General features: G+C 58.3%; 18 protein-coding genes and 1 other RNA gene. 14 read left to right on the top strand and 5 right to left on the bottom strand.

The genetic code is table 11. From position 1 onward, the window contains the following. Positions 1-125 precede the first annotated feature (125 nt). From NE637_RS00430 to NE637_RS00365, 14 genes are all read left to right on the top strand, one after another. A complete protein-coding gene (locus NE637_RS00430) occupies positions 126-935 on the top strand; it encodes a phosphoribosylformylglycinamidine synthase subunit PurQ (RefSeq protein ID WP_227118514.1) in 810 nt (269 codons plus the stop codon). 382 nt (positions 936-1,317) lie between these two features. Continuing rightward, on the top strand, positions 1,318-2,109 hold the full coding sequence (locus tag NE637_RS00425; protein ID WP_227118513.1) for a Nif3-like dinuclear metal center hexameric protein: 792 nt from the start codon (positions 1,318-1,320) through the stop codon (positions 2,107-2,109). Positions 2,110-2,128: 19 nt separating this feature from the next. Continuing rightward, entirely contained in the window at positions 2,129-2,905 is a 777-nt protein-coding gene (locus tag NE637_RS00420) for a zinc ribbon domain-containing protein (protein ID WP_227118512.1), read from the top strand. Between the two features lie 64 nt (positions 2,906-2,969). Beyond that, positions 2,970-3,332: RNase P RNA component class A (gene rnpB, locus NE637_RS00415), an RNA gene on the top strand. Positions 3,333-3,349: 17 nt separating this feature from the next. After that, a complete protein-coding gene (ispD, locus tag NE637_RS00410) occupies positions 3,350-4,561 on the top strand; it encodes a 2-C-methyl-D-erythritol 4-phosphate cytidylyltransferase (protein WP_215648482.1) in 1,212 nt (403 codons plus the stop codon). Between the two features lie 48 nt (positions 4,562-4,609). Continuing rightward, on the top strand, positions 4,610-6,367 hold the full coding sequence (locus NE637_RS00405) for a long-chain-fatty-acid--CoA ligase (RefSeq protein ID WP_192111653.1): 1,758 nt from the start codon (positions 4,610-4,612) through the stop codon (positions 6,365-6,367). Then, entirely contained in the window at positions 6,367-6,849 is a 483-nt protein-coding gene (gene dtd / locus NE637_RS00400; RefSeq protein WP_192111652.1) for a D-aminoacyl-tRNA deacylase, read from the top strand. The genes NE637_RS00405 and dtd overlap by 1 nt, the downstream gene beginning before the upstream one ends. A 33-nt stretch (positions 6,850-6,882) precedes the next feature. Further along, complete coding sequence (locus NE637_RS00395; protein ID WP_192111651.1) at positions 6,883-7,236, top strand: STAS domain-containing protein; 354 nt, start codon at positions 6,883-6,885, stop codon at positions 7,234-7,236. A gap of 41 nt (positions 7,237-7,277) precedes the next feature. Next, positions 7,278-8,411: a FapA family protein gene (locus NE637_RS00390; protein WP_225529795.1), complete on the top strand. Its 1,134-nt coding sequence runs from the start codon at positions 7,278-7,280 to the stop codon at positions 8,409-8,411. Continuing rightward, positions 8,408-10,186, top strand: coding sequence for a CgeB family protein (locus NE637_RS00385; RefSeq protein WP_227118511.1), 1,779 nt, complete (start codon positions 8,408-8,410; stop codon positions 10,184-10,186). The genes NE637_RS00390 and NE637_RS00385 overlap by 4 nt, the downstream gene beginning before the upstream one ends. 2 nt (positions 10,187-10,188) lie before the next feature. Then, positions 10,189-11,604, top strand: a complete 1,416-nt coding sequence (locus NE637_RS00380; protein ID WP_227118510.1) for a glycosyltransferase family 9 protein — start codon at positions 10,189-10,191, stop codon at positions 11,602-11,604. Positions 11,605-11,727: 123 nt separating this feature from the next. Further along, entirely contained in the window at positions 11,728-13,758 is a 2,031-nt protein-coding gene (locus NE637_RS00375; RefSeq protein ID WP_227118509.1) for a flagellar hook-length control protein FliK, read from the top strand. A 24-nt stretch (positions 13,759-13,782) separates the two neighbouring features. Continuing rightward, entirely contained in the window at positions 13,783-14,538 is a 756-nt protein-coding gene (locus NE637_RS00370; protein ID WP_192111648.1) for a flagellar hook assembly protein FlgD, read from the top strand. Between the two features lie 83 nt (positions 14,539-14,621). Continuing rightward, a complete protein-coding gene (locus NE637_RS00365) occupies positions 14,622-16,424 on the top strand; it encodes a flagellar hook protein FlgE (RefSeq protein WP_192111647.1) in 1,803 nt (600 codons plus the stop codon). A gap of 200 nt (positions 16,425-16,624) precedes the next feature. On the opposite strand, the gene NE637_RS00360 is transcribed toward NE637_RS00365, so the two are convergent. The 5 genes from NE637_RS00360 to NE637_RS00340 form a co-directional block, all read right to left on the bottom strand. Then, entirely contained in the window at positions 16,625-17,719 is a 1,095-nt protein-coding gene (locus tag NE637_RS00360; protein WP_227118508.1) for a hypothetical protein, read from the bottom strand. Beyond that, positions 17,664-19,856, bottom strand: coding sequence for an HD domain-containing phosphohydrolase (locus tag NE637_RS00355; protein ID WP_227118507.1), 2,193 nt, complete (start codon positions 19,854-19,856; stop codon positions 17,664-17,666). Before NE637_RS00355 ends, NE637_RS00360 begins: the two co-directional genes overlap by 56 nt. Before the next feature lie 99 nt (positions 19,857-19,955). Next, positions 19,956-21,062: a transglutaminase-like cysteine peptidase gene (locus NE637_RS00350; RefSeq protein ID WP_227118506.1), complete on the bottom strand. Its 1,107-nt coding sequence runs from the start codon at positions 21,060-21,062 to the stop codon at positions 19,956-19,958. Positions 21,063-21,312: 250 nt separating this feature from the next. Next, positions 21,313-22,464 (bottom strand): (Fe-S)-binding protein, encoded by a 1,152-nt coding sequence (locus NE637_RS00345; RefSeq protein ID WP_227118505.1) that lies wholly within the window; start codon positions 22,462-22,464, stop codon positions 21,313-21,315. Between the two features lies 1 nt (position 22,465). Then, a complete protein-coding gene (locus NE637_RS00340; protein WP_192111644.1) occupies positions 22,466-23,845 on the bottom strand; it encodes an FAD-binding oxidoreductase in 1,380 nt (459 codons plus the stop codon). Between the last annotated feature and the right edge of the window lie 86 nt (positions 23,846-23,931).

Below are 23,931 nucleotides of genomic sequence, written 5' to 3'. Positions count from 1 at the left end.
GCGCCGGTCATCTGTTGTGCCCGGCGCGGGTCTGCCAAGGTTTCCAAGGCAAAAGCACGTCCGGCCCACGCCTTAGGGCTTGGCCGGAATTATCTGCGTTGCAAAGCCAAGGAGGCTTCCCCCGCATGGGTACGGTCAACACACTGGTCATCACCGGCTACGGTACAAATTCGCACATGGAAACAGCCCACACGGCCCGTCTGGCCGGTGCCGACAAGGCCGATGTGGTGCATTTTTCCGATCTGGTGGCGGCCAAGGTTCGCCTTGCCGACTATCACTTTTTGATTTTCCCCGGCGGGTTTCTGGATGGCGACGATCTCGGCGCGGCCCAGGCTGCGGCCATGCGCTGGCGTTACCTCAAGGACGACGCGGGCGCGGCCCTGTTGCAGAGCTTGCGCGAGTTTTTGGATGAGGGCAAGCTGATTTTGGGCATCTGCAACGGTTTTCAGTTGCTGGTCAAGCTGGGCGTGCTGCCTGCCCTTGGCGGCCAGCGCTTTGAGCGCCAGGTTTCGCTGGGCAACAATGATTCCGCCCGGTTTGAAGACCGCTGGGTGCATCTGCTGCCCAATGCGGCAAGCCCCTGCGTGTTCACCAAAAACCTGCCCCTGCTCTCCATGCCAGTGCGCCACGGCGAAGGCAAGCTCGTTGCCCGCGATGCGGACTGCCTGCGCCGCCTGGAGGAAGAAAACCTCATCGCCCTGCAGTACGCCGACCCCGCAACTGGCAAGCCTACGCAGGAATATCCGCTCAACCCCAATGGCTCCACCCTTGCCATTGCGGGCCTGACCGACCCCACGGGCCGGGTGCTGGGCCTTATGCCCCACCCCGAGGCCTTCCACCACGTGACCAACCACCCCGGCTGGACGCGCGGCGAACTGGACGCCCCCGGCACGCTCATTTTTGTGAACGCCGTGCGCTACCTGCGCGGTCAATAGAGAGGGTACAGGCAACACCCGAGGCTGGCGGGCGTATATAATGCTCCGTACAGTCCGGCTCACTTTGCCGCCATATTATTCTCGCCATGATTATTTTGGGGGAGGCTTTACGAAGCCTCCCCTTTCTGTATACATTTTGCGGCACGGCGCGGCCTTGCGGCAGACAGCTTCCGCGTAATGTTTATTGACAAAGCACCCGGGCTTGGATAGGTTCTCTGATTCCGAAGAGCTGAACCCCCTTTGGATTTTCCTGCGCGCACGCGTCAGACAAGGTGCGAAACAACATTGCCACAACACGTTGCACATTTTTTTACGCCGTATTCAACGAGGCGCTTTCTCTGCACCAGCAAGAAAGTGCCTTTTTTTATGGTGGGTGATATCTATGCAACATATTGAAATTATTAAGGCGATAGAGGAAATTGCACCTCTGGCCGCTGCTGCCGGCTGGGATGTTTCGGGCCAACAGGTGGCGGCGCACAGGCAGGATGTTGCCAGGCTTGCCGTCTGCCTCGACCCAACGCCCGCATCCGTGCGTACAGCGCTGGAAAAGGGCGCGCAATTTGTGCTCAGCCATCACCCGCTGCTGCTCAAGGCCGTGTTGCCCAACAGGCTTGACGACTACCACGAGGTGCTGCGCCTGCTGTTTCAGGCCGATGTGCCGCTGTACGCGGCCCATACCTCGCTGGATGTCAACGCTTACGGCCCGGCAGGCTGGCTGGCCCGAGCGCTTGAGCTTCGCAATCTTGCTGTGCTGGAGCCTGTGGCCCCGGCTGTGGGCAATGATCTGCCGCTGGGCTTCGGCCTTGCGGGCGATCTGCCCAGGGCCATGACCGTGGCGCAGATTGCAGGCATCGTTGCCCGCAACGCCCCCCTTGCCACAGCCACAGTGAGCGGGCCGGAGCCGCAAACAGTTACCCGCGTGGCCTACTGCACGGGTTCGGGTTCATCGCTGCTTGGCGCGGCGCAAGCTGCCGATGCGCAGCTTTTCATAACCGGTGATGTCAAATACCACACGGCGCTTGCCGCGGAAATCTGCCTTCTGGATGTGGGCCACCACAGCCTTGAGGAAGAAATGATGCTGCGCATGAGCCGGTTGCTGCAACAGCGCCTGCCAGAGACGGAAGTGTTTTTTGTGCCTTCCGCCTCGCCCTTCCGCCCTGTTGCCCTGTCATGATTTTATCAGGAGGACTCTCATGAGCAATGCCGTATATTTTGACCAGATCAAGCAGCTTGTTGAGTTGCAGAAGGTCGATGACGCCATCCACGCCGTCAAGCAGGACCTGAGCAGCGCCCCGAGCGAGCTTGATTCCCTTGAGCAGCGCTTTGCCGCCATCGAAACCCAGCGCAACTACATTCTGGACAAGCTTTCGCACCTTCAGGATCAGCAAAAGCGCCTCTCGCTCGAAATTGATGACGACTCCGCGCGCATCAAAAAAAGCAAGAACAAGCTCATGCAGGTGGGCAATCAGCGTGAATACCACGCCATGATGCGCGAAATGGACAGCATGGAAAAGGTCAACCGTTCCCGCGAAGAAGAAAAAATGACCCTTCTTGAGGAACTGCAGTACCAGAACGATGCGCTGGCCGAAATCGACCTGACCTACACCGCCATCAAGGCCGAGCTTGAAGTCAAGCGCGATGGCCTTGAAGAAAAGCTGCAAAAGGGCAACGCCGCTCTTGAAGGCCTGAACGAAAAGCGCGCCGCCGCCAGCAAAAATATTCCCCAGCCCGTGTTCATGCGTTACGAATTCATCCGCAGGCGTCTTGAGCACCCCGTCATTGTTGCCGTGAAAGAAGGCATCTGCTCCGGCTGCCACATTGCCGTGCCGCCGCAGTCTTTCATTGAATTGCAGCGCGGCCAGCAGATTCTGAGCTGCCCCAACTGCCAGCGCCTCATTTTCTGGTGCGAGCATTTTTCTGTTGAAGATGCCCCGCAGTGCGTCCAGAAACCGGTGACCATTACCGACTAAAAACAATCCTTTCTCCGGTGCGGCATGTTCCGCAGACCGCGCCGGAGAACCAGATCAGCAAGTGGGAGTCGGACAGACCGTCGCTGCGGGCCGCAAGGCCCGGGGAGGAAAGTCCGGGCTCCACAGGGCAGAACGCTGGGTAACACCCAGGAGGGGCGACCCTCGGACAGCGCCACAGAAAGCAAACCGCCCCGCCTCGCGGCGGGGTAAGGGTGAAACGGTGGGGTAAGAGCCCACCAGATGCCGCGGTGACGCGGCATGCTCGGCATACCCCGTTTGGAGCAAGACCAAATAGGGAAGGTGGTCGGCCCGACCATTGCCTTCCGGGTAGGTTGCTTGAGGGCGCAGGTAACTGCGCTCCTAGAGGAATGACGGTCTGGTGCGGGCAACCGCATGACAGAACCCGGCTTATCGTCCGACTCCCACTTGTTAACAAGGTATGTAATGTCAGAAAGTTCCGGCACATCATCTGTTGCGGCAAAACCCTGGGCGCTCATACTGGCTGCCGGACAGGGTACGCGTATGGCCGATGCCACTGGCGGCACGGCAAAACAGTTTTTGCCCTGGCAGGGCGCGCCGCTTTTCTGGCATGCCGCCCGCGCCATGAGCCGCAGCGCCTGTGTGGCCGGAATTGTCTTTGTTTTTCCTCCCAGCCAGCTTACCGAAGCCAACGAACTGTTGGCCGACCTGCACAGGCACGATGATCTCGGGCTGCCGTGGGTTACAGCCTGCGGCGGGCCTTTGCGCCAGGATTCCGTGCGCCTTGGTCTGGCCGCCCTGCCCCTGCGCCCTGCCTGCGTGCTGGTGCACGATGCCGCCCGCCCCTTTCTTTCCCCGACGCTTGTGCGCCGCGTCTGCGAGGCGCTTGCAGAAGGCGCGGCTGGCGTTATCCCCGCCATATCAGTTACCGACACCATCAAGACGGTGGAAAATGGCCGCGTAACGGCCACCCTGCCGCGCGACGGGCTTGCGGCTGTGCAGACCCCGCAGGGCTTTCAGCTTGAAGCGCTGCTCTCGGCCCACGCCCACGCGGTTGAGGCGGGGCTTGCCGTAACCGACGATGCATCGCTTCTGGAGGCCCTTGGCCTTGAGGTACGCGTCATACAAGGCGAGGCTGCCAACGTGAAGATTACCCGTCCTGAAGATTTGGACCTGCTGCAAGACGAAAATCCCCTTCCTTCTATCCGCACGGGCATGGGCTACGATGTTCACCGTTACGGTCAGGGCCGCCCCATGCGTCTTGGCGGCGTGAGCATTCCTAACGCGCCAGAAGTACTGGCCCACTCTGACGGCGATGTGCTTCTGCATGCCCTGTCCGACGCTCTGCTTGGCTGCGCCTGCCTTGGCGACATTGGTCAGCATTTTTCAGACAAGGATCCCCGTTTTGACGGCATTTCATCCGCCATTCTGCTGCATCAGGTTCTGGACATGGTGCGCGAGGCGGGCTGTACGCCCTGTCACGTGGATATGACCATAGTGGCGCAGGTTCCCAAGCTCGCGCCCTACCGCGAAGAAATCAGAAAAAACGTCGCCCGGCTCATGGGGTTGCCCGCATCATGCGTGAACCTCAAGGCTACCACAGAGGAACACCTGGGCTTTACCGGGCGCTCCGAAGGCATCAAGGCATATGCAGTTGTGACCGCGCGGGGGCGCTGATTAGCTCCGCCTCCCCTGCCATAACGATTCGACACCATAAGGAAGGACATGAACACAGAACTCAGCAGGCCCTGGTTTGCCCACTACGACTCCTTCGTTCCGCGCACTTCCGAGGTGTGGAACAAGCCGCTCTATGCCTTGCTGGATGAGGCCGCAGACAAATATCCCAATCGACTGGCCGTCATTTTCCAGAATACGCGCATCACCTACAAGCAGTTGCGCGAGCAGGCGGAGCGTTTTGCAGGGGCGCTGCGCCGCATCGGCGTAAAGACAGGGCACCGCGTTGCCCTGATGATGCCCAACATGCCGCAGACCGTGGTGGCCTTCTGGGGTATCATCAAGGCCGGGGGCGTGGTGGTCATGACCAACCCCCTGTATATGGAAAAGGAAATCATGGCCAACATGCAGGATTCGGGCGCAGAACACATGGTGCTGCTCGATCTGCTCTGGCCCCGCGTTTCCGCCCTGCGCGACCGCCTGCCTCTGAAAAACTTCATCGTTACCGGCGCTGCGGATGCGCTTTCCTTCCCGCTCAACTGGCTCTACCGCCTCAAAAAGAGCCGCAGCGCCAAGGAACCCGTGCCCTACGACGGCAAGAACGTTCATGAGTGGAAACACTTCTGCAAGGGCGCGGAGCGTTATTCCGCCCCCATTGCCGACCCGCTGCGCGACCCCATCATGTTGCAGTATACCGGCGGCACAACGGGCCTGCCCAAGGGCGTTACCCTGACGCATAGCAACGTAGGCACCAACTGCCGTCAGGTGCTGGACATCATCCACGTCAAGGCGGAGGACAAGCACACCTTCATTTCCCTGCTGCCCTTCTTCCACGTGTACGGCCTCACCACAGGCCTGATTATTCCCATCGCTCTGGCGGCCACCACCCTGCCCCTGCCGCGCTATGTGCCGCAGGATGTGCTGCGCCTTATCGCCAAGTACAAGCCTACGGTCTTTCCCGGCGCGCCCTCGGTCTATATTTCGCTGCTGCAACAGAAGAATCTGGCGGAGTTTGACCTGCGCAGCATCAAAATCTGCGTTTCAGGCTCAGCGCCGCTGCCGCGCGAAATATTCCGCAAATTTCAGGAAACCACCGGCGCGGCCATTCTGGAGGGCTACGGCCTTACGGAAGCCTCGCCCATCACCCACTGCAATCCGCTTGGTCAGGAGGGGCAACGCCCCAATTCCATCGGCATGCCCGTGCCCGGCACGGATGCCCGCATTGTGGATATGGAAGGCGGCTCCCTTACCCTGCCCCCCGGCAAGATGGGCGAGCTGATCGTGCAGGGGCCGCAGGTCATGCACGGCTACTGGCGCAGGCCTGACGAAAGCGCCAGCGCCCTGCGCAACGGCTGGCTGTATACAGGCGACCTTGCCACCATGGATGAAGACGGTTATTTTTATATTGTTGACCGTAAAAAAGACATGGTCATTGTGGGCGGCTACAACGTGTACCCCCGCGAAGTGGACGAAGTGTTGCTGGAACACCCCAAGGTGCTTGAAGCCGTCACTGTCGGCATTACCGACGAGATGCGCGGCGAGATACTCAAGGCCTTTGTGGTGCGCCGCCCTGACGAAGAACTGACCAAGGCCGACGTTATCGCCTGGTGCCGCCAGAAACTGGCTGGCTACAAGGTGCCGCGCCTTGTGGAATTTCGCGATGAACTGCCCAAAACCATTGTGGGCAAGGTTCTGCGCCGGGCTCTGCGCGAAGAAGAAGAGCAAAAGATGGCCAACAGGAAAAACCGGCGCGCTGCCGCCAGTGCTCCTGCCGCCAGCGGCGAAGATGAACAAGTGGGCCATGCCTGATGCGAATTATCGCGCAAAGGGTTAAAGAAGCTTCTGTTAGTGTTGATGGCCGTCTTGTGGCGGCCATCAACACGGGCATTATGGCCCTTGTTGCCTTTGGGCAGGAGGATGGGCCAGAATTTCGCTCTTCCCCGGCTTTTACGGGCATGGCCCGCAAGCTTGTGGGGTTGCGCATCTTTCCCGGCACAGGAGAGAATGCCCATAAGTTCCACCTTTCATTGGACGAAATCGGTGGTCAGATATTATTGGTGCCGCAGTTCACCCTTTACGCCGATTGCCATAAGGGCCGCAGGCCTTCCTTTACTGATGCAGGCGACCCAGCCTGGGCCAAAGACATGTTTACGGATTTCGTTCAAATGGTTGACGAAACTTGCGCCGTCAGCGTATCGTCAGGCATCTTCGGAGCGGACATGGATGTGCGCCTGTGCAACTGGGGGCCTGTGACCATATCTCTGGACTCTGCCAACCTGTTTTCCCGTTGAAGCGACCTGTTGCCTTACGGAGGAAATACAGCCATGTTTGAGCTGAAGGCGGAATCGCACACCAACGTCACGGTATTGCGTTTTTCTGGAAATCTTCTGCTGCCCGATGTGGCCGAGTTCAGCAAGCTGCTTGAAGAGCATCTGCTGGCGCCTAATATTCGCCAGGTGGTGCTTGATTTGAGCCACGTTGAAAAAGTGGATACTTCCGGGCTGGGAGTGCTGGTAAGCGCCAGCACCAAGGGCCGGGGGCGGGGGCGCAGGCTTGTTCTGCTGATGCCCGCGCCGCACGTGGCCGAATTGCTGCGCAAAGCCGAGATTGAGGGATTTTTCCCAACATTCGAGAGCGAAGATGAACTGAAAGGCTATATTCCCGATACTGCTGAGTAACAATATCACGGGGTTTTGCCCTTCAGCCCGACGGATGGTGCATGGTGCAATACTATCTGAGGCATTACTTCAATCCCGATTTCGATTATCTCAATCTCAAACCGAGTGGAGATAATGGGAAGTCCGATGTATACAGTCTGGGCTACGTCCAGAATGTTATCGCCGGGCAGGTACTGGCTGAGCTTGTACCTCTGGACGCAGCCGGGCCCAAGGTTGACCAGCGCTTCATACTTGAAAATGACGCCTTCCCCATGGGTGGCAACACCCGCGTAGATCCGCGCTATCCCAACTATCTGCTTGCCGCCGCCAAGGGCTATGTTTTTTACCTTAACGGCAAAATTACCGTAAAGACCCTGCTCAACGTGCGTCAGGACGTGAGCTTTCAGACCGGCAACATCTTTTTTGTGGGCGATATGGCTGTGCACGGTTCCGTGCGCGCCGGGTTTTCCGTTCAGGGCAACAATGTGCGCATCATGGGCATGGTTGAAGGCGGCGTGGTGCGAGCCCGCCGTGATCTCATGATTGATGGCGGGGTGCGGGGCGGCGCAGGCAAGCACAGCAAGGTTGATGCCGGCGACAAGCTCATGACTCCCTTTCTGGAAAGCGTGGACGCCCGCGCGCGCGGCAACATGGTTATTGAAAAAACCTGTCTGTACAGCACGATATACGCGGGCAGCAACATGGTTGTGCGCGACAAGCTCTACGGCGGCACGACTAACGCCTACGGCAGCGTTTACGTGGGCGGACAGCTTGGCAACAAGGCGGCCCTGGCCACCAAGGTTTATCTGGGGTACGACCCCCTGAGCATCCGCCAGCTGGAAAAAATCGACAAAATTATCGCTCAGTTGTCGCAAACCATCACCCATCTCAATGCCATCGCCGGACATCTGCCGCCCGAAACCAACGATGCGTCCCGCAAGCTGCAAGCCCTGCGGCTACAGCGCAGGCAACTCATCAACCGACGCGACGAACTGTGGAGCAGACTGGCCCAGGACGAAAACTACATGCAGAACTGCCGTCTGCTCTGCCAGGGCACCGTATACCCCGGTGTGGAAATCTCCATCGGACGGGCGTTTATGGTTGTTGAACGCATATACCAGTGCACGCTGTTCCGCCTGGTGGACAATGAAATCATTGCGGAACCCATGCAGCCCTCGCAGATGAGTCCCAAATGATGAAGCAGACTGAAACGCCGCATTTTACGGCGGTGTATTCCGAGCATTCCGTACATCAGGGCCAGACCGCGCAACAATCCGGGATACCAGACGATATTGAAGTCAGGCTGGGCGAGCGTGTTTTTCACATGCTGCGCCCTGGCGGCGCTGAACGTGAAACCGCGGTTGTAACCGGGCAGATGCAGGAATTGCAGCGCGATTGTCTGCCAGTTCTGCTTGGCTGCGGCCTTGGGCATGCACTGCGCCAGGTGTTGCAGTGCGTTGACGGGCCTGTGGCCGTGGTGGAAAAGGAAGCCGGGCTTCAGGCCATCACAGGTGTGCTGCAAAGCCTGCCGACCAACCAGCGTGAGCGCATCACGCTCATCACCAGCCAGAGCCATCAGGATGCCCTTACAGAGTTGACCCACTGGCAGATGCTCCACGGCGGCCTGCGTCTTCTGCCTCTGGCCCTCCCCTTTTATCTGCGCCTTGACCGCGATTATTATGGTTCCCTGCAAAAAGATCTGCTCGCCAGCGCCAGGTTTGACTTCTGGAGCCGCGCTGCAGGGCCGCGCTTTGCCGATGCAACCCCCCGCGTACTGCTGCTGACCAGCAAGTATTTCCTCATGGGTGAAATCGAGGGCGCATGCCGCAAGCTTGGCATTGAGTACAAGCTGGTGGTCATCCGCGACGAAGCCTTGGCCCGCGCGGATTTTGTGCAGCAACTGCTGGAAGCCGTGGTTGCTTTCAGGCCAGACTGCTGCATTACGCTCAACCATATGGGCGTGGACGTAGAGGGTGTGCTCATGGACCTGCTGGCCCGTTTGCAGTTGCCCCTGGCTTCATGGTTTGTGGACAATCCCCACCTCATTATCCATCTGTATTCCCGTTGCGTCAGCCCCTGGACGACCCTGTTCACCTGGGATTCCGACAATATTTCATCCCTGCGCGCGGCGGGTTTTGATCATGTGTTCTACCTGCCTCTGGGCACAGATCCAGATCGCTTTCACCCCTCCAAGGGGGCATCCGCACCAGCCGCATGGAAGGCAGACATCTCCTTTGTAGGCAATTCCATGGTCTACAAGGTTGGCGGCAGGCTGAAAAACGGGCATTTTCCACGCCCGCTGCTGCTCTCCTTTTACGCCGTGGCCCAGGAGTTCATGGACAGCCACCACCGCTCGGTTGCTGGTTTTCTGCGCGACTGCCAGCCAGAAGCCTATGCGCACTATCAGGCCCTGCCGGACAACGAAGCCAAGCTGGCCTATGAAACTGCTGTCACCTGGCAGGCCACCCGTTTGTACCGCAATGGCTGCGTGCGGCGTCTGCTGCCGCTGCGCCCGCTTATTGTGGGCGATGCAGGCTGGCAGAAGGTGGAATTTCGCCACGAGCCGCTGCAACCCCGCTATCTGGACGCACTGAGCTATTACACGGAACTGCCCCTCTTTTACGGGCACTCAGCCATCAACTTCAACTGCACCAGCAAGCAGATGAAGGGCGCGGTCAACCAGAGGGTATTTGACGTGCCCGCCGCAGGCAGTTTTGTGCTTACCGACTGGCGCGAGCAGATGGAGCAGCTTTTTGAGCCGCACGAAATCGTCTGCTACCATGAGCCGGATGAAGCCCCTGAACTGGCCCGCCACTACCTCGCCCGCCCAACAGAGCGCCGCCGCATTACGCAGGCGGCCCGGCAGCGTGTGCTTGCCTGCCACACGTGGCAACACAGACTGCAGACCATGCTGGAACGCATGCGCGAGGTTTACGGCACACCTGCGGCCCGTCAGGCCGTCCGGGGCTGATAATGTCTGCTGATCCGATTCTGGTGCTGCAACTGCACCGCATGGGTGACCTGATCCTCACCTTTCCCCTGCTTATCCGCCTGCGCCAGCTTTGGCCCCACAATCCCCTGTGGGTTGTGGCAGAACCGGCTTTCTTTCAGCAGCTCATGCCGCTTGCGCCGGATGCAGTATTTTTTCCCCCTTCACACTGCCAGGAGCTTGCCCGCCAAACATACGCGGCGGCGATCAATCTTAGCAGCAGCCCGGTGGCGGCCCAGCTTATGGCGCGGCTTGAGCCTCCCCTCAAGCTTGGGCCTGTGGCCGACAGCGATGGATTACGCGTTCTGGGCTTCTGGCAATTGTACCGCGCGGCCCTGACGCAGAATAACCACGCCAATGCCTTTCACTGGGCCGACCTGCACCTGCTGGATCTTTCCCCCGCTCCCAACCTTGCCGCTGTGGGGCATTCGCGCCCCAAACCAGCGGGAACACGCCGCGTTGGTTTGGTGCTTGGGGCCAGCGAAGCAGCCAAAAGGCCGGATGCGGCTTTTTGGGCACGGCTTGCCATGCGCCTTGCGGCGGCAGATCTGGCCCCGGTTTTTCTGGGCGGCAAGGCCGAGCAGGAACTGGGCGATGAAGTGGCGCACCGTTCCGGCCTTGCGCAGGCAAACCTGTGCGGCAAGCTTGCCCTGCGCGAGGTTGCGGCCCTCATGGGCACGCTTGACCTGTGCATAACGCCTGACACAGGCCCCATGCACCTTGCCGATTACCTTGGCGTACCAGTGCTCAATCTCTCGATGGGGCCGGTACACGCCCGCGAGACAGGCCCATCTGCACCCGGACAGTGGGTACTGCGCGCAGCCATGAGCTGCGTAGGCTGCTGGCAGTGCAGACGCAGCCGTCTTTTTTGCAAACAGGCCTTCATGCCCGCTTCTGTAGCCCAGCTTGCGCTGCAAATTCATCAGGAGCTTGCCACCGGCAAGCCCTGCTGCAAGGCCCCAGACAATGGTCTTACGCTTTACCGAACCGGGCGTGACGCTCTTGGCCTGCATACCTTGAAACCTTACCCTGAGCCACGCGGCAATTCCTGTCGCCCCCAGCTCGAAGATGTATGGCAGGCTGCCTTTCTTTTTCTGTATGATCCAGGCCAGCAAACCCTGCTGCGCCAGCGCCTGACAAACCTCCACGCGAAACATCCCGCACTTGCTGGGCGCCTTGCCGCCCGCCTTGCCCACCTTTGCGCCTTGTGCAGTGATCACCTGAAAAAGCGCACTCCCCTGCCCGATGATTTCTGGCGCGTCCAGCCCGGCATGATTCGCCTGTTCACCGGGCACCTGCACATGTTTTTGCAGAATGAAGGCTTCAGCGAGCAGGGCTGGCGCACAGCAGTGCACAGGCTTGCCGCCCTGGCTCCTGTTTTTGCCAATCCTGCCTCCTAGCATGCTCCATATTCGGCAAGTATTGCCCTTTTCCCGCAATTCTCATTTACTTAACACATTGAATTAATTACACCAACAGTTTTGGAACACTCCTTGTATAGCTCAAGGCGCAAGGAGTGAACCATGCAGATTATTCCCACAAGCGTAAGCACCAACCAAACGCTTTGGAACGCCGCCAACAACAACCGCCCCAATGACGAGCGGACGTCTTCCTTTATGGACGCCCTCAACTCCAGTCTGAAGGCCGTTGAAGAGGCTGACGCATCTGCCGCCGTTTTTGAGGGCAAGCCAGAATCCAAGCCCAGTACTCCTTTTACGCCCACTGCCAGAGCAGCCGCGCAGGTGCAAAGCCCTTATTCGCGCAACACCAGCAACGGCGTCACCTACACGCTGAACGAAGTCTGTTTTACCAAGCAGGAAGTGCAGGATATGCACAGCAAGCTCATCAAGGCTGGCGCTGCGCCTGAAAGCCTTGCCAAGCTTGCGGCCCTGGCAGAAATGCCTGACGGCGCAACCCTCGCGCAGATAACTGCCAGCGTTAAGGGCGGCGGCGACATCCCTGTTCTCACTGATGAGGACAAGGCCAACATCACCTCGCTGCTTAAAAAGATCGACCCAACCGGCGTTCTGGATACCAATGTTCAGGCCATGATGTTGCAGGGCAACACACAGCAGGCATTCAACACCATATCGTCCTTTGTGAACAAGCTTGACCCGGCGGGCACCCTTGAAGTTAGCCAGGGTGAGGCCATCTCGCTTGGACGCGGCCTTGGGCTTGGCACTGCCAACCTGCAAACCCTGGCTAACAGCTTTGGCAACAGCGCCTCCATCACCTGCCTGAACGAACAGTTCGGCACGCTTATGGCTCCGGTGACAGATTTTTTCACCACGCAGGCCGCTGCGCAAAAAACTCTTGATACTGCCCTCAAAACCACGTTGCAGCCCATTATCAGCAAGGCACGGGCGCGCACGGAACAAGAAAAGCAGGCCAGTTCGCTGCGCGACCGCACGGTGCAACAGAGCAAGACTCTTATAGACAAAACCGTTCAGAAAAAAAGCAGCAACATTCTTGGTGAAACCCTTGAAGCAGGCCAGAAGGCCGAGCCGGGCGATATCAAGATTGCTGCGCAGAGCGAAGCCATCGGCAAGGATGCGACCGCCGCAAAGCATGAGGGGGAACGCACTACAGCCGAAAACAAGGCCACAGTGACCCAGCGCATGCCCGCGGAAAGAACTGCCGACACCACAGCCGCGAAGCAGTCAAACACGCAGACAACGCAGCAGTCTGGGTCGCAGGCAGCTTCCCGCGCAAGTTCGCAGGCAGACGTGCAAACTGGTAAGACAACTGCGCAAAACAATGTGCTGCCATCTTCGCAATCGGACAAAACTCCCGCAGCCAATCAGATTCACGCGCAGTCTGCCACTCAGCAGGCCGCTGTTCTGGACGACAAGGGTCAGAAGAATGCTGACGGTAATTCCGGACAGAGCGAATCTGACAAGGATCAAAAGGGCAAGTCTGCCTGGGGCGATCTGCTGGGCAAGGTAGACACGCAATCCGCTGCTGTTACAGGGCGCGGCTCCACTCCCGCCTACGCGGCAGCGCAGGCCATGCAAGCTGCCCATGCAGCCCAGAACACGTCTGACGTGCAGGATCCCTCAGCCGTTGCCCCCATCGGGCGGCAGGTGGCGCAGCAGGTTGAACAGGGCATGCTTTCAACCGTCAAGGGCGGCGGCACCCGGCTTGACCTGCAACTTAACCCGCAGGAGCTGGGGTCCATCACTGTTTCCCTTTCGGTACGCAATGGCGAGGTCAGCGCGGTGATCCGTTCTGAAAAGTCGGAAACCAATGACATGATCAGCCGTCAGGTCGATGCAATCCGCATGAATCTTGAGCAGCAGGGCCTCAAGGTAGACAAGCTTGAAGTGCGGCAGGAAACGCGGCAGGAGCAGAACAGCGCATCCTGGCAGGATTTCAACCAGCACAATTCCCGGCAGGAAGAAGATGCCCGCAGGGAAGAACTTTCCCGGCTGAAGAATCTTGCAACAGTTCGAAATTCCAGCTTAAACATGGATATTTCAACTTTGGAACAGCCTGTGCATTCTCTTGGCAACACGGCAAGATATACCACCAGCAACCTCAACGTGGTTGCCTGAACCGGGCCGTGAGGAGAATGAAGTATGGCCAGCAGCGTATCATCAGCAATCACCCAGGCTAACAACGAGTTCAATGCTGTTGTTGGCAAGCAGAAAAATGGCGCGAACCTCGACAAAAACGCCTTTATGCTGCTTCTGGTGACGCAGTTCAAGTATCAGGATCCGCTGAACCCTATGGACGACAAGGAATTTGTCTCCCAGATGGCGCAGTTCTCCAGCCTTGAACAGCTCATCAACCTGAATACGAGTATGGGGTCGCTGACTGACGCCACCAACAACCAGCAGATGATCAACGCCACGTCGTACATCGGCAAGCAAGTGACCGTCTCTGGCAACAGTATAGGCAAGGTGACGGACGCAACCACAAAGACGACGTCCATAACCAAGTTCCGCTATGCGCCCAACGATGCCGTTGCCAGCGGCACCATTACGGTGCGGGATGCCGAAAACAACGTCATCTACACCGAAACTGTGGCTCCCAAGGCAGCCGGAACCACCTACGAGTTCAACTGGAGCGGCAAAAACGGCAACGGAACAGTTGCCCCGGATGGCGTGTACACGGTCAATTTGTCCCTGCTCAACGCCAGCGGCGAAGCAGTTCTTGCCGACCAGGTGGTGGATGCCAAGGTTACAGGCGTGGTCAACAACAATGGCACAGTGTATCTGGGTCTTGATGGCGGCCAGTTGATGGAGCTTTCAAAAGTGCGGCAGGTCACGCAAGCGACCACCACCGCTGCTTCATCGGATTCTTCCGGTTCATCGAGTTCATCTGGCAGTTAAACAGAATAGTTAAATTGCGGGCAGGCAGCCCAAAACTGCATACCCGGAAAAATATCCCCCTATCCCTAGACACGGAGGAAGATATGAGTCTCTCATCCAGCATGTGGGCAAGCGTTTCCGGCCTTATGGCGCACGGGAACAAAATGAACGTCGTCGGCAACAATATCGCCAACGTCAGCACCCTGGCCTACAAAGGCCAACGCGCGGACTTCAGCGACTATCTCTACACCGACAGCGGCAGCGTAAGCGGCACCACCCAGATTGGCCAGGGCGTCAGCACCTACGCGGTGCTCGGCGACTACTCGCAGGGTTCCCTTGAATCCACCAATTCAGGATCAGATCTTGCTATTTCTGGCAACGGGTACTTCAAAGTCCGCAAGCAAGACAGCGAGCAGGCGTACTACACCCGTGCCGGCGATTTCTATTTCAACAACAAGCGCGAGTTGCAAAATCCTCAGGGCTTGATTCTTCAGGGCTGGAAAGTTGACAATGACAGTTCTTCTGTTGTTTTCAACTCTGGTTCTACAACTACCAGCAGCAGCTCAGCCTCAACAACTGCATACAAAGGTACTGGTTCGCCCAAGGATATCGTGCTTGACAGCTGGAACCTTCCTCCCAAGCTCACGCAGAGTGTTTCTTTCACCATGCAGTTGTCGAACGACGTCGGCATGGACAAAACGACCAGTACTACAAGCCCCATGACAGCGCTGTTCGACCAGTGGGACGGCACCAATACGAAGACGCCGCTTGCCGACACAGCATATGCAGCCAGTTCCCCCATTACCGTCTATGACGAGGGTGGCACAAAGCACCAGCTCACAGTCTACTACGACAAGGTTGACACCAGCAACAGCTCATACAAAATTAATAACCTGCCTTCCGGCTACACAGTGTACGAATACATTGTGACGATTCCTCCGTCAGAAGACAACCGGACATATGGCGGCACCACGCCGGTGACGTACGATTCTTCTGGCAATCCGATTCTTCCGGCAGACAGTCAGACATTTCAGGGCACCAAAAAGGCCGGTATGCTCATGACCGGGCAGTTGGTCTTCAACGTCAGTGGTCAGATTGTCAACCAGACTGCCTATACGTATGGCGCTCAGGATACCGCTACCGCTGATATGCAGTGCGCTCTTAACCCTACGCTTTCCACTTCATGGCAACCGACCAAGGTTTCCAACAATGGCCTGCCTGTGTTCAACGCCAACTTCTCAGGCTCGGCCCTCAGCAACAGCGTATCCGAGGTTTCATCCTACGGCGGCAGCAATCACAGCCTCGCTGAGAAAAGTATCATTGAGTTGGATCTGGGCCTGAGGGATACAAGTACCACACCGTGGAACAACTCCACCAACTCTTTGGATGATTTAAAAGTTGTTCCCCCAGTTGCGCCTGCCACTCAGGGCACCATTGACTACAATACCGCCCCGTGCACCATGTCTACAACCGTGCGCAGAAACGGCGCATCCATCGTGACAAGCGGTAGTTCACTTGTACAGGCATCAAAGGCTGACGGGTATGCATCAGGCGTACTCAACAACTTCAACATTGATGCGAACGGCATAATTTACGGCAAGTATGACAACAATGAAACCTTGGCTCTGTACCAGATTTCCATGTATGACTTTGACAACCTGCAGGGTTTGTACAGAGAAGGAAACAACCTTTACTCTGAAACAAAAGAATCTGGATTTGCCAGGCAGGGCGTAGCAGGCGACAATGGCTTTGGCAGCATCAAGGCCTACAACATTGAACAGTCCAACGTGGACATGTCGCGCGAATTTGTGCAGATGATTGCTACACAGCGCGGCTTCCAGGCCAACTCAAAGACCATCACCACGGTGGACAACATGCTGGAAACCGTTATTGGCATGAAGCGGTAAAATAGAGATTGCAGTAGAAAGAGGGCCGGGGGGCCGCAAGGCCCTCCCAGCGTTGGGGATAGCGCTGCAAACCTTTCTTTCCCGTGTCGGGCGTCGGCCATTTGGTCGACGCCTTTTCGCGTTCCAAACAAGCCTGCTGTGTCAGCTTGAAAGTAAAATCAGAAAGGGAGAGGCAAGGGATTCCACAAATGAAGAAAGAACTATCGGGCTCTATCGCTCACGCCGAGCGGCTTGTTGCCGATGGTGCCGCGCAGCCAGTCGCAGTAATCGGGAAAGGTTGTCAGCAATATCTTGAGGGCATTTTCTTCTGCCAGAGCATAAAGGCGGGCCGTCACCTTGCCCGTACCTACCCAATGCTTGAGGTGGCGTGAAAGATCGGCATGCCGGGCGGTCATGCCGCGAGCATGCATCCCCCGGAACCACTCCACGCCAATATCAAGGCATACAGGCCCGCACTGCCTGTATGCTCCGGGCGGCAACACCGGGCCATGCGGCACGCACAGGGGCCGCGTTTTTTCCAGATCAAGCAGGCAGGCCCATTCATTAACGCGGCATTCCGGCAGGGGCCAGGGCTGTGCATCAAAAATGCCAGCAAAGCCACGGTCATACGGCCTTGCAAAAATTTTCCTCTGGTGGGCCAGCGCATAAAGCTGCTGCAACTGACTGTAATCAGGCCGAAAATCCAAGTGTCGCTCAGGCCCGCACGGTTCGCAGCCCATGACCTCGCGCGTCAGTTCCGCCACACGGGCCGGGCAGTTCCAGCACTGACCAAGATGGCCCACAGCAACGGCATCCCCCATGAGGCCGCCCAGATAGCCAAGCACATCCTTGAGCACAAGCACATCGTTGTGCATAAGAAACAGCCTGCGGCTCGTGCTGTGCTCAAAGGCGTACTGGTAGCGGATGCCGTAGCGGTAGGCATCATCGGCAAAGCGTGATGGGTCTGCGGCATTGAGATCAAGCCAGTAGTCGGGCTGAAAAACCCGGCACCTCTCCCCTATCAGGCTGCCCAGATACTGCACCAGCGCATAGGGGCTGACAATATCATACTGCGAACCATAAGGCTCAAACTGCAACCAGACATTGCCAACATGCCTGCCGCTGTGCTTGAACAGTGACAGGACAGAGAGCGCTGTCTGATACGGCTTGGCGAAAATGTTCATCGCCACGTCTATCTTTTCAGAGCCGTCCTGCTGCACCGTCAACTGTTGCACTGCGCCCGTCATGTCGCCCTGCTCTCTATTCGGCGGCGGCAGAATTTTCTGACCGTGAGCCAGCGGATTTTTCCTGCTCACTTTGCCCGTCCTGCCCTTCCATTACACCGGATTCTGCGGCATGAGCAGATTTTTTGCTGGCCGCATCGGCGGTGGCAATGGCCTGTTGCAAATCTGCCGCAGCAACATTGGCAAGCGCGCTGACAATCTGGCTGTCAAAGCCCTTGTCCTTCATGAGCAGGGCAACGGCTTCTTCGGGCTGCATGCCCGCGCGGTAGGAACGTGGGCTGACCATGGCGCAGAAGGCGTTGACCACGGCCAGAATGCGCGCATTGTGATTGATGGCCTCCCCGGCCAGATGCTGGGGCAGGCCTGAACCGTCCATACGTTCGCCCATCTGGAAGACGGCGTCCGGCACTGGCAGGTTGAACTGCATGTCGCGCAGGATGCCATAGGCATACTCCGGCGCGCGCATAACCTCGGCCTGTTCCTCGGGGGTGAGCTTGCCCTTCTTGGTGAGCAGCTCGCGCGGCACAAAAATCTTGCCCACCTGCGAAAGGCGGGCCGCAAGCCGCAGGGTTTCCCTGTCCTTGTCGGGCAGGCTCATGGCGCCGGAGAGCAGGTCTGCCACATGCTCCATCTTCATGGAGTGCCCGATGAGGTTCACGTCCACACTTTCAATGGCCCGCACAAGGGCGGCAATGCTGTTGGCCTGACGTTCACGCGCGGCCTCAGCGCGGCGGCGGAATTCCGTAATATCCTGGAAAATACCCACGCAGCCGCCCTTGCCTTCTTCCCCGGAATTGTCGTGATCTTCAAAGGGGAACAGGGTCACGCGGAAAAGGCGCACATCCCCGGGTTGGGGAACAGAAATCTCTATGCTGCCTTCCTTGCCGCTGGCGCTTACCTGGGCCATGCCCTCCATAAGCCGAAGGGCGGCATCTTCCGGCAGGGCCTCGCCCACGGGGATTCCCTTGAGGGCTTCCTCGTCCTTGCCCGCCATCTGGCAGAAGGCCGGGTTGCACATCTGCAAGCGCCCATTTTTGTCCATGAGCATAAGCCCGGCCTGCAACGAGGCGTTGACGCTGTCGAGCATGATCTTCTGCTGGCGGATAAGCGTGTACAGATGCTTGAAATGCTGGGCAGTGGCCCTGTGCGAGCGGCTCACCAGCGAAGCCCAGATAAAGGCCAGCAAAAGCGCCGTGCCAAGGCTGCCAAGAATGCCCAGACCGTATATCTGCTTTGCCTGGCTTTCCACCAGCGCATCAACCATATCTGCCGGAGCTTCAATGGTCACAAGCCAGCCCAGACTGTTCATGTAGCTGCCGAGGGAATAGGCCTCCCCGCCGCCCACAAGCCCCTGCCGACGCTTGAAGCCAAGGCCGTCAGCCAGTGGCGTCATGTGCTGCACTGGCTCAAGCGCAGGTTTGGCATCGCGCAGCAGCACGGCCTCTGTGCCGCTGCCGCCGGCCTGCAAAATGCGCGGCAGCAGTCCGCCGTACTGATCCTGTCGCTGGGCAAGAAATGCCGTCAGCACCCTGTCCACAGGAAGAGTGGCAAAAAGCACGGCAACGGGGACGCTTTCGCCCCGGCCCAGCACTTCGTACATGGGATCGGCCAGATCAATAACCATTGTGTCGCCAAGGGCGCGCACAGGACCAAAAACAACAGTTTTCCTGTCCACGGCGCGGGTCACAAGGGCCACCTGGGCCTCGCCAAGGGGTGCATCCCCTTTGCTCACCACAAAGGGATTGCCCTTGGGCGAAACAATCCTTGCAGAAACCCAGTTTTTGCCGCGTGCAAAGTCCCGCAGCAGATCCTGCATATAGCCCATCTGTTCGGCAAGATTGCGCAGCGATTCATCGCCGTTTTCCATGGCATCAGGCGCGGAAAGGCGCGACTCGCCATCGGAGCCAAGGTTGCGCACATCCACGGCAAACAGGCGGAACATCTCCGCGCTGCTCACCAGCCGCGCCTGCTCAACAACGGTTGCATGCCACGCGCGGATGGATTCCAGCGATTTATCCACCCACGATTGCTGCATTTCACGCTGGTTATTCAGAATATCCTGCGTAACGTTCTTGAGCTGCAAGGTGCAGAGGCCGTAAGCCACAGCCGCAGCCACAGCAAAAAGCGACAGGCTGACAGCAGCCACCGCGGCTTTTTTCAGACGATAGCGACCAGCAACGGACTGCTCATTAAGTTCCTGCGTTTTCATAGGCTTATCCTATAGTACATTGCGCATTAACGTACCGTTTGCGGTGAAAACCCGCCCACACCAAGGGTGCGGGCTGCGCGCTGCATGCCTGCGGCGGCTTTAGTCTATTTTGCGGCCCTTCATATGGGCCCACCGACCGAACTCATTGACCGAATACTGCGGGCTGTATTGCCGCACCTTGGTGTGCGAAAGCACTGAATTACTGAGATTATCCAGAATAAAGGCATCGGCGTTCAGGTATACGACCAGAACAGCATGGGCAAAATTTCTGATTGTGTCGCGCACAACCACAACACGCATGTTTTCGGGCGGAATGCCCAATTCCTTAAGAGTAAAATACTTGATAATGGAATAGTCTTCGCAGTCGCCAGACTTTTTCAGAAACTCCGCCGGAATTTCCCAATAGTCTTCCTGCCGCCAGTTGACGATATCTTCCACATAGGGCCACGTATTCCAGAAAGAATTCACGTAGCGCAGCAGTTCCATCTTGTTGTTCAGCGGAGCTTTTGATTTGAACGTGTCCCATGTAACGCCCTTTTTGAACACCTTGCCAGGTATGAATATGGGATCCATCTGGTTGCGCTTGAGCAGATCAAGCCAGCCCGGCAGAGTAGATAAAGGGCGCTTGAACTCCACAGTGCCAAAAAGCTGCACCTTGGAATCGTGCGCAGGTGTTGCAGGCTGTGCTGCGGATTGCGCCGCGCCTTTTGCGGCATCCGGTACCGCGACCTTGGCGGGGGCATTGGGTGCGGCGGAAGAATCAGGTTTTCCAGTTTGTTGGGATGATTCCGGGGATGGGGGCTGCTCTGCGCTATCAGCGTCCGTCAGAGGTTGAACGATGGAATCAGCGCCTGCCTGCTGGATTGTCTGGGGGCCCGATTGCAGCTCTAACTGCTGCGCTGGCTGCTGATCAGCAGTGGGCAAAGCAGAGTTTGCCTCATTGCTGCCGTTCTGTTCAGCCCCCGGACTCGTCGGATCGGGTGCTGCAACAGCCGGTACTGCATTGTTTTCCGCAGCGGCGGAAGACACTGCTGGCGGCTCGGAAACTTCGGCATTGCCAATGGCTGCGCGTGGTTGCAGATTGAGCGAACCAGCCAGGGCGGGGTTCCAGCCATTTCCCCAGAACAGCAGACACGCCAAAAGGGCCGCCATTCCCCCGGAGAGGGCCGCGACCAGAGCAAATTTGGAGTATCGAAGTTTGGGCATAGGCTCATCGATTACAGGTGTACATGTTGCCGCATACTATACTGCCGCCCATGGAGCGTCCAGTGGTCAGAGGCGTTTCGGCTTATTTTTCGGGTGCCTATGACCCAGTTCAACCTGGTGCCGTGCACCATTCCTCAATAAAGCATTGCAGGACATCGCGGCGCACACCTACCAGAGAGAGGCAACTATGCCCGCAAGCTGCAAAACTTCACAGACACTGCTGCAAGAGTCAGTATGGGGCTGGATGCGCCTAGGTGCGGGAGTTTGCCAGTGCAGCCACATCAAGCCAGTGGCGCACCTGCATATCCTTGCCCCCCGCAGCGGCAAGCTGCATGACGCAGCCGCTGCACCCGGTGACAATATGCCGGATTTCAGGAGCAAAGCCCTCCAGGCATTTGCGCGCCATGTCTGCTGAAAGATCGGGGTTGGACATTTTCAGTATGCCGCCCATGCCGCAGCACAGGCCAGTGCCTTTTTTCAAGCCTGGCAGCCCAGCCGTGAGCAAGGGCAAATCAGGATCAGCAGTACCCCAGTGGCAGGGATGGTGATAGCCCACCGCTGCCGGGGCCTTGCCTGTGGGGTTGATCTGCGGTTCCACAAGCAGGGAGGAAAGTCCAACGCATTTCTGCTTCCACTCCTTGCCCTCCTCCGCCGATAAAACGGCGGTGTAGCTATCAAGACTGTGCTTGCACGAAGCGCAAAAGCTCGCCATTACAGGCTTGCCAGCCTTGCGCCAAAGCTCAAGATTGCGCTCGCGCACTTCTGCCAGGGCCCCCAACTGCCCGGCATGGTGCAACGTACCGCCGCAGCAGGCAAAATCCGCAATGTCCACAAGGTCGTAGCCCCAGCCTGCCAGCAGTTGCCGGGCATTGGATATCCAGCGGGGACGCGCATTTTTTGCCGTACAGCCGCTGAACAGGGCCACTCTCACGCCGCTGACCTTCCGGGTAGGCCGCAGGGTCATCCACGGTTCGCAAGGCTCCAGATCAACCAGTGCGCGGGCGGTTTCCACAGAAGACCGCAACACGCCGGGAATAACGGAATCTGGGGCAAGCATGGCGATTTTTCCCGCCATGGGCCACAGTGGGCCTGCTCGACGAATCCACACATCCCAGAGAGTTTGCGTCCAGTGAGGATTACGTGCCCGCGCCTCGGCCAGCAGGTCGCTTGTGGAAAGCTTGCGCGCGCAGGCCTGCTGACACCGCTCGCACCCGGCGCAGAGGCGCGCCAGTTCGCGGATATCCTCCCAGGGCAGGGACGAATCCGGGCTGCCGCCGAACTCGGGATCAATCTGTTCCAGAAGCAGGCGTTTGCCCTTGGGCGCGTATTCCTCGCGCTTGTAGAGCGCGTACACAGGGCAGACGTTCAGGCATTCGCCGCATTGCGTACAGCCGCGTTTCATTTCAGTACCCCTTGCCGGGATTGAGAATACCGCTGGGATCAAAGACACGGCGCACGCGCAGCATGAGGGCGTGCTCCTTCTGCCCGAGCTGTTTGCCAACTTCTTTCAGGCATCCGCCGCCGTGCTCGCCAGAAAGGCTGCCGCCACATTCAAGGGCTGCCGCATCCAGTTCGTGATGGGTTTTCTGTGTGCGGCGGGCATCGTCGGCGTCAGAGGCATCATAATGCAGATTGGCGTGGATGTTGCCGTCGCCAGCATGCCCAAAGGCGATGAGGCGCTTGCCGTTGCTGGCGGCAATTTCTTCAAATTTGCGCACGGCCTTAAGAATGGAACCGCGCGGCACGGCCATGTCGCCGCCGATGCGGTCTGGGCCGAGCACATAGGAGGCAGCCGAAACCCTGCGCCTGTAGGCCCACAGCTTGTCTTCCTCTTGCTTGCCAACGCCCTCCATACGCCACAGGGCGTCATCAAGCTGGTTGGCAAGGCGGGCATTCTCAAGCGGCACAGTCTCCTTGCTGCCGTCCACCTGAAACAGCAGCAACGATTTAACGCTGTCCGGCCACGGCACATCGCCGGTTCTGGCAAGGATTTCCAGCACGGTTTCATTCATGAATTCCACCGCGCAGGGCAGAATACCTGCGGCAAAAACCTTGCCCATGGAGGCCAGGGCGGCATCCAGCGAAGGATAGCCCACAAGCACCGATGCTGAAGCCTCGGGCCGGGGCAAAAGCTTGAGAATGAGCCTGGTCACAATGCCAAGCGTGCCCTCGCTGCCCACAAAGAGCCGCCCGAGATCAAGGCCTATGACATCCTTGTGGGAGCGGCCACCGAACTTTACCAGTTCGCCGCCGGGCAACACGGCCTCCAGGCCAAGCACGTAATCGCGGGTAACGCCGTATTTTACAGCGCGCAGCCCCCCGGCGCAGGTGATGACATTGCCGCCAACGCTGGTTGCCTTGCCGCTGGCCGGATCCGGCGGGTAAAACATGCCCAGCTTTTCGCACTCTGCCTGAAGCAGAGCCGTATTAACGCCCGGTTCCACCACGGCAACAAAATCTTCCTTATTGATCTCGATGATTTTATCCATGCCCAGCATGGAAACCACAATGCCGGGAACCGTGGGCACGCAGCCGCCGGAAAGGCTGGTGCCGCGCCCGCGCGGGTGCACGGCCACATGCTCCGCATCTGCCCAGCGCATAAATTCGCACAACTGCCCGGCACTTTCGGGCCGAACCATGGCCAGCACCGTACCCGTGAGCAGACTGGCATCCGATGCGTAAACGCGCAGCACCTTGGGGTCAAAGGACACGCCGTCCTTGAACAGATTCACAAGAAACTTCTTGTGCTCAGGGGTGAGCGAGGTCAGAAATTCCCCTGTCATGGCATACTCCAGTGCGGTTATTGCTGCGCAGCAACATTCATTCGGCGGGCCGCCGAAAGGGATACACGAAAATCCAGATATGCTTT

This window comes from Desulfovibrio desulfuricans, from assembly GCF_024460775.1.
Taxonomy (GTDB): Bacteria; Desulfobacterota; Desulfovibrionia; order Desulfovibrionales; family Desulfovibrionaceae; genus Desulfovibrio; species Desulfovibrio desulfuricans_E.
The sequence above is the reverse complement of the archived record's forward strand: the minus strand, read 5'-3'. Positions and strand labels throughout refer to the sequence as shown.

Bases quoted from the DNA above. Each gene is read 5' to 3' on its own strand.
- NE637_RS00430 (WP_227118514.1), top strand. From the start codon at position 126: ATGGGTACGGTCAACACACTGGTCATCACCGGCTACGGTACAAATTCG.
- NE637_RS00425 (WP_227118513.1), top strand. From the start codon at position 1,318: ATGCAACATATTGAAATTATTAAGGCGATAGAGGAAATTGCACCTCTG.
- NE637_RS00420 (WP_227118512.1), top strand. From the start codon at position 2,129: ATGAGCAATGCCGTATATTTTGACCAGATCAAGCAGCTTGTTGAGTTG.
- ispD (WP_215648482.1), top strand. From the start codon at position 3,350: ATGTCAGAAAGTTCCGGCACATCATCTGTTGCGGCAAAACCCTGGGCG.
- NE637_RS00405 (WP_192111653.1), top strand. From the start codon at position 4,610: ATGAACACAGAACTCAGCAGGCCCTGGTTTGCCCACTACGACTCCTTC.
- dtd (WP_192111652.1), top strand. From the start codon at position 6,367: ATGCGAATTATCGCGCAAAGGGTTAAAGAAGCTTCTGTTAGTGTTGAT.
- NE637_RS00395 (WP_192111651.1), top strand. From the start codon at position 6,883: ATGTTTGAGCTGAAGGCGGAATCGCACACCAACGTCACGGTATTGCGT.
- NE637_RS00390 (WP_225529795.1), top strand. From the start codon at position 7,278: ATGGTGCAATACTATCTGAGGCATTACTTCAATCCCGATTTCGATTAT.
- NE637_RS00385 (WP_227118511.1), top strand. From the start codon at position 8,408: ATGATGAAGCAGACTGAAACGCCGCATTTTACGGCGGTGTATTCCGAG.
- NE637_RS00380 (WP_227118510.1), top strand. From the start codon at position 10,189: ATGTCTGCTGATCCGATTCTGGTGCTGCAACTGCACCGCATGGGTGAC.
- NE637_RS00375 (WP_227118509.1), top strand. From the start codon at position 11,728: ATGCAGATTATTCCCACAAGCGTAAGCACCAACCAAACGCTTTGGAAC.
- NE637_RS00370 (WP_192111648.1), top strand. From the start codon at position 13,783: ATGGCCAGCAGCGTATCATCAGCAATCACCCAGGCTAACAACGAGTTC.
- NE637_RS00365 (WP_192111647.1), top strand. From the start codon at position 14,622: ATGAGTCTCTCATCCAGCATGTGGGCAAGCGTTTCCGGCCTTATGGCG.
- NE637_RS00355 (WP_227118507.1), bottom strand. From the start codon at position 19,856: ATGAAAACGCAGGAACTTAATGAGCAGTCCGTTGCTGGTCGCTATCGT.
- NE637_RS00350 (WP_227118506.1), bottom strand. From the start codon at position 21,062: ATGCCCAAACTTCGATACTCCAAATTTGCTCTGGTCGCGGCCCTCTCC.
- NE637_RS00345 (WP_227118505.1), bottom strand. From the start codon at position 22,464: ATGAAACGCGGCTGTACGCAATGCGGCGAATGCCTGAACGTCTGCCCT.
- NE637_RS00340 (WP_192111644.1), bottom strand. From the start codon at position 23,845: ATGACAGGGGAATTTCTGACCTCGCTCACCCCTGAGCACAAGAAGTTT.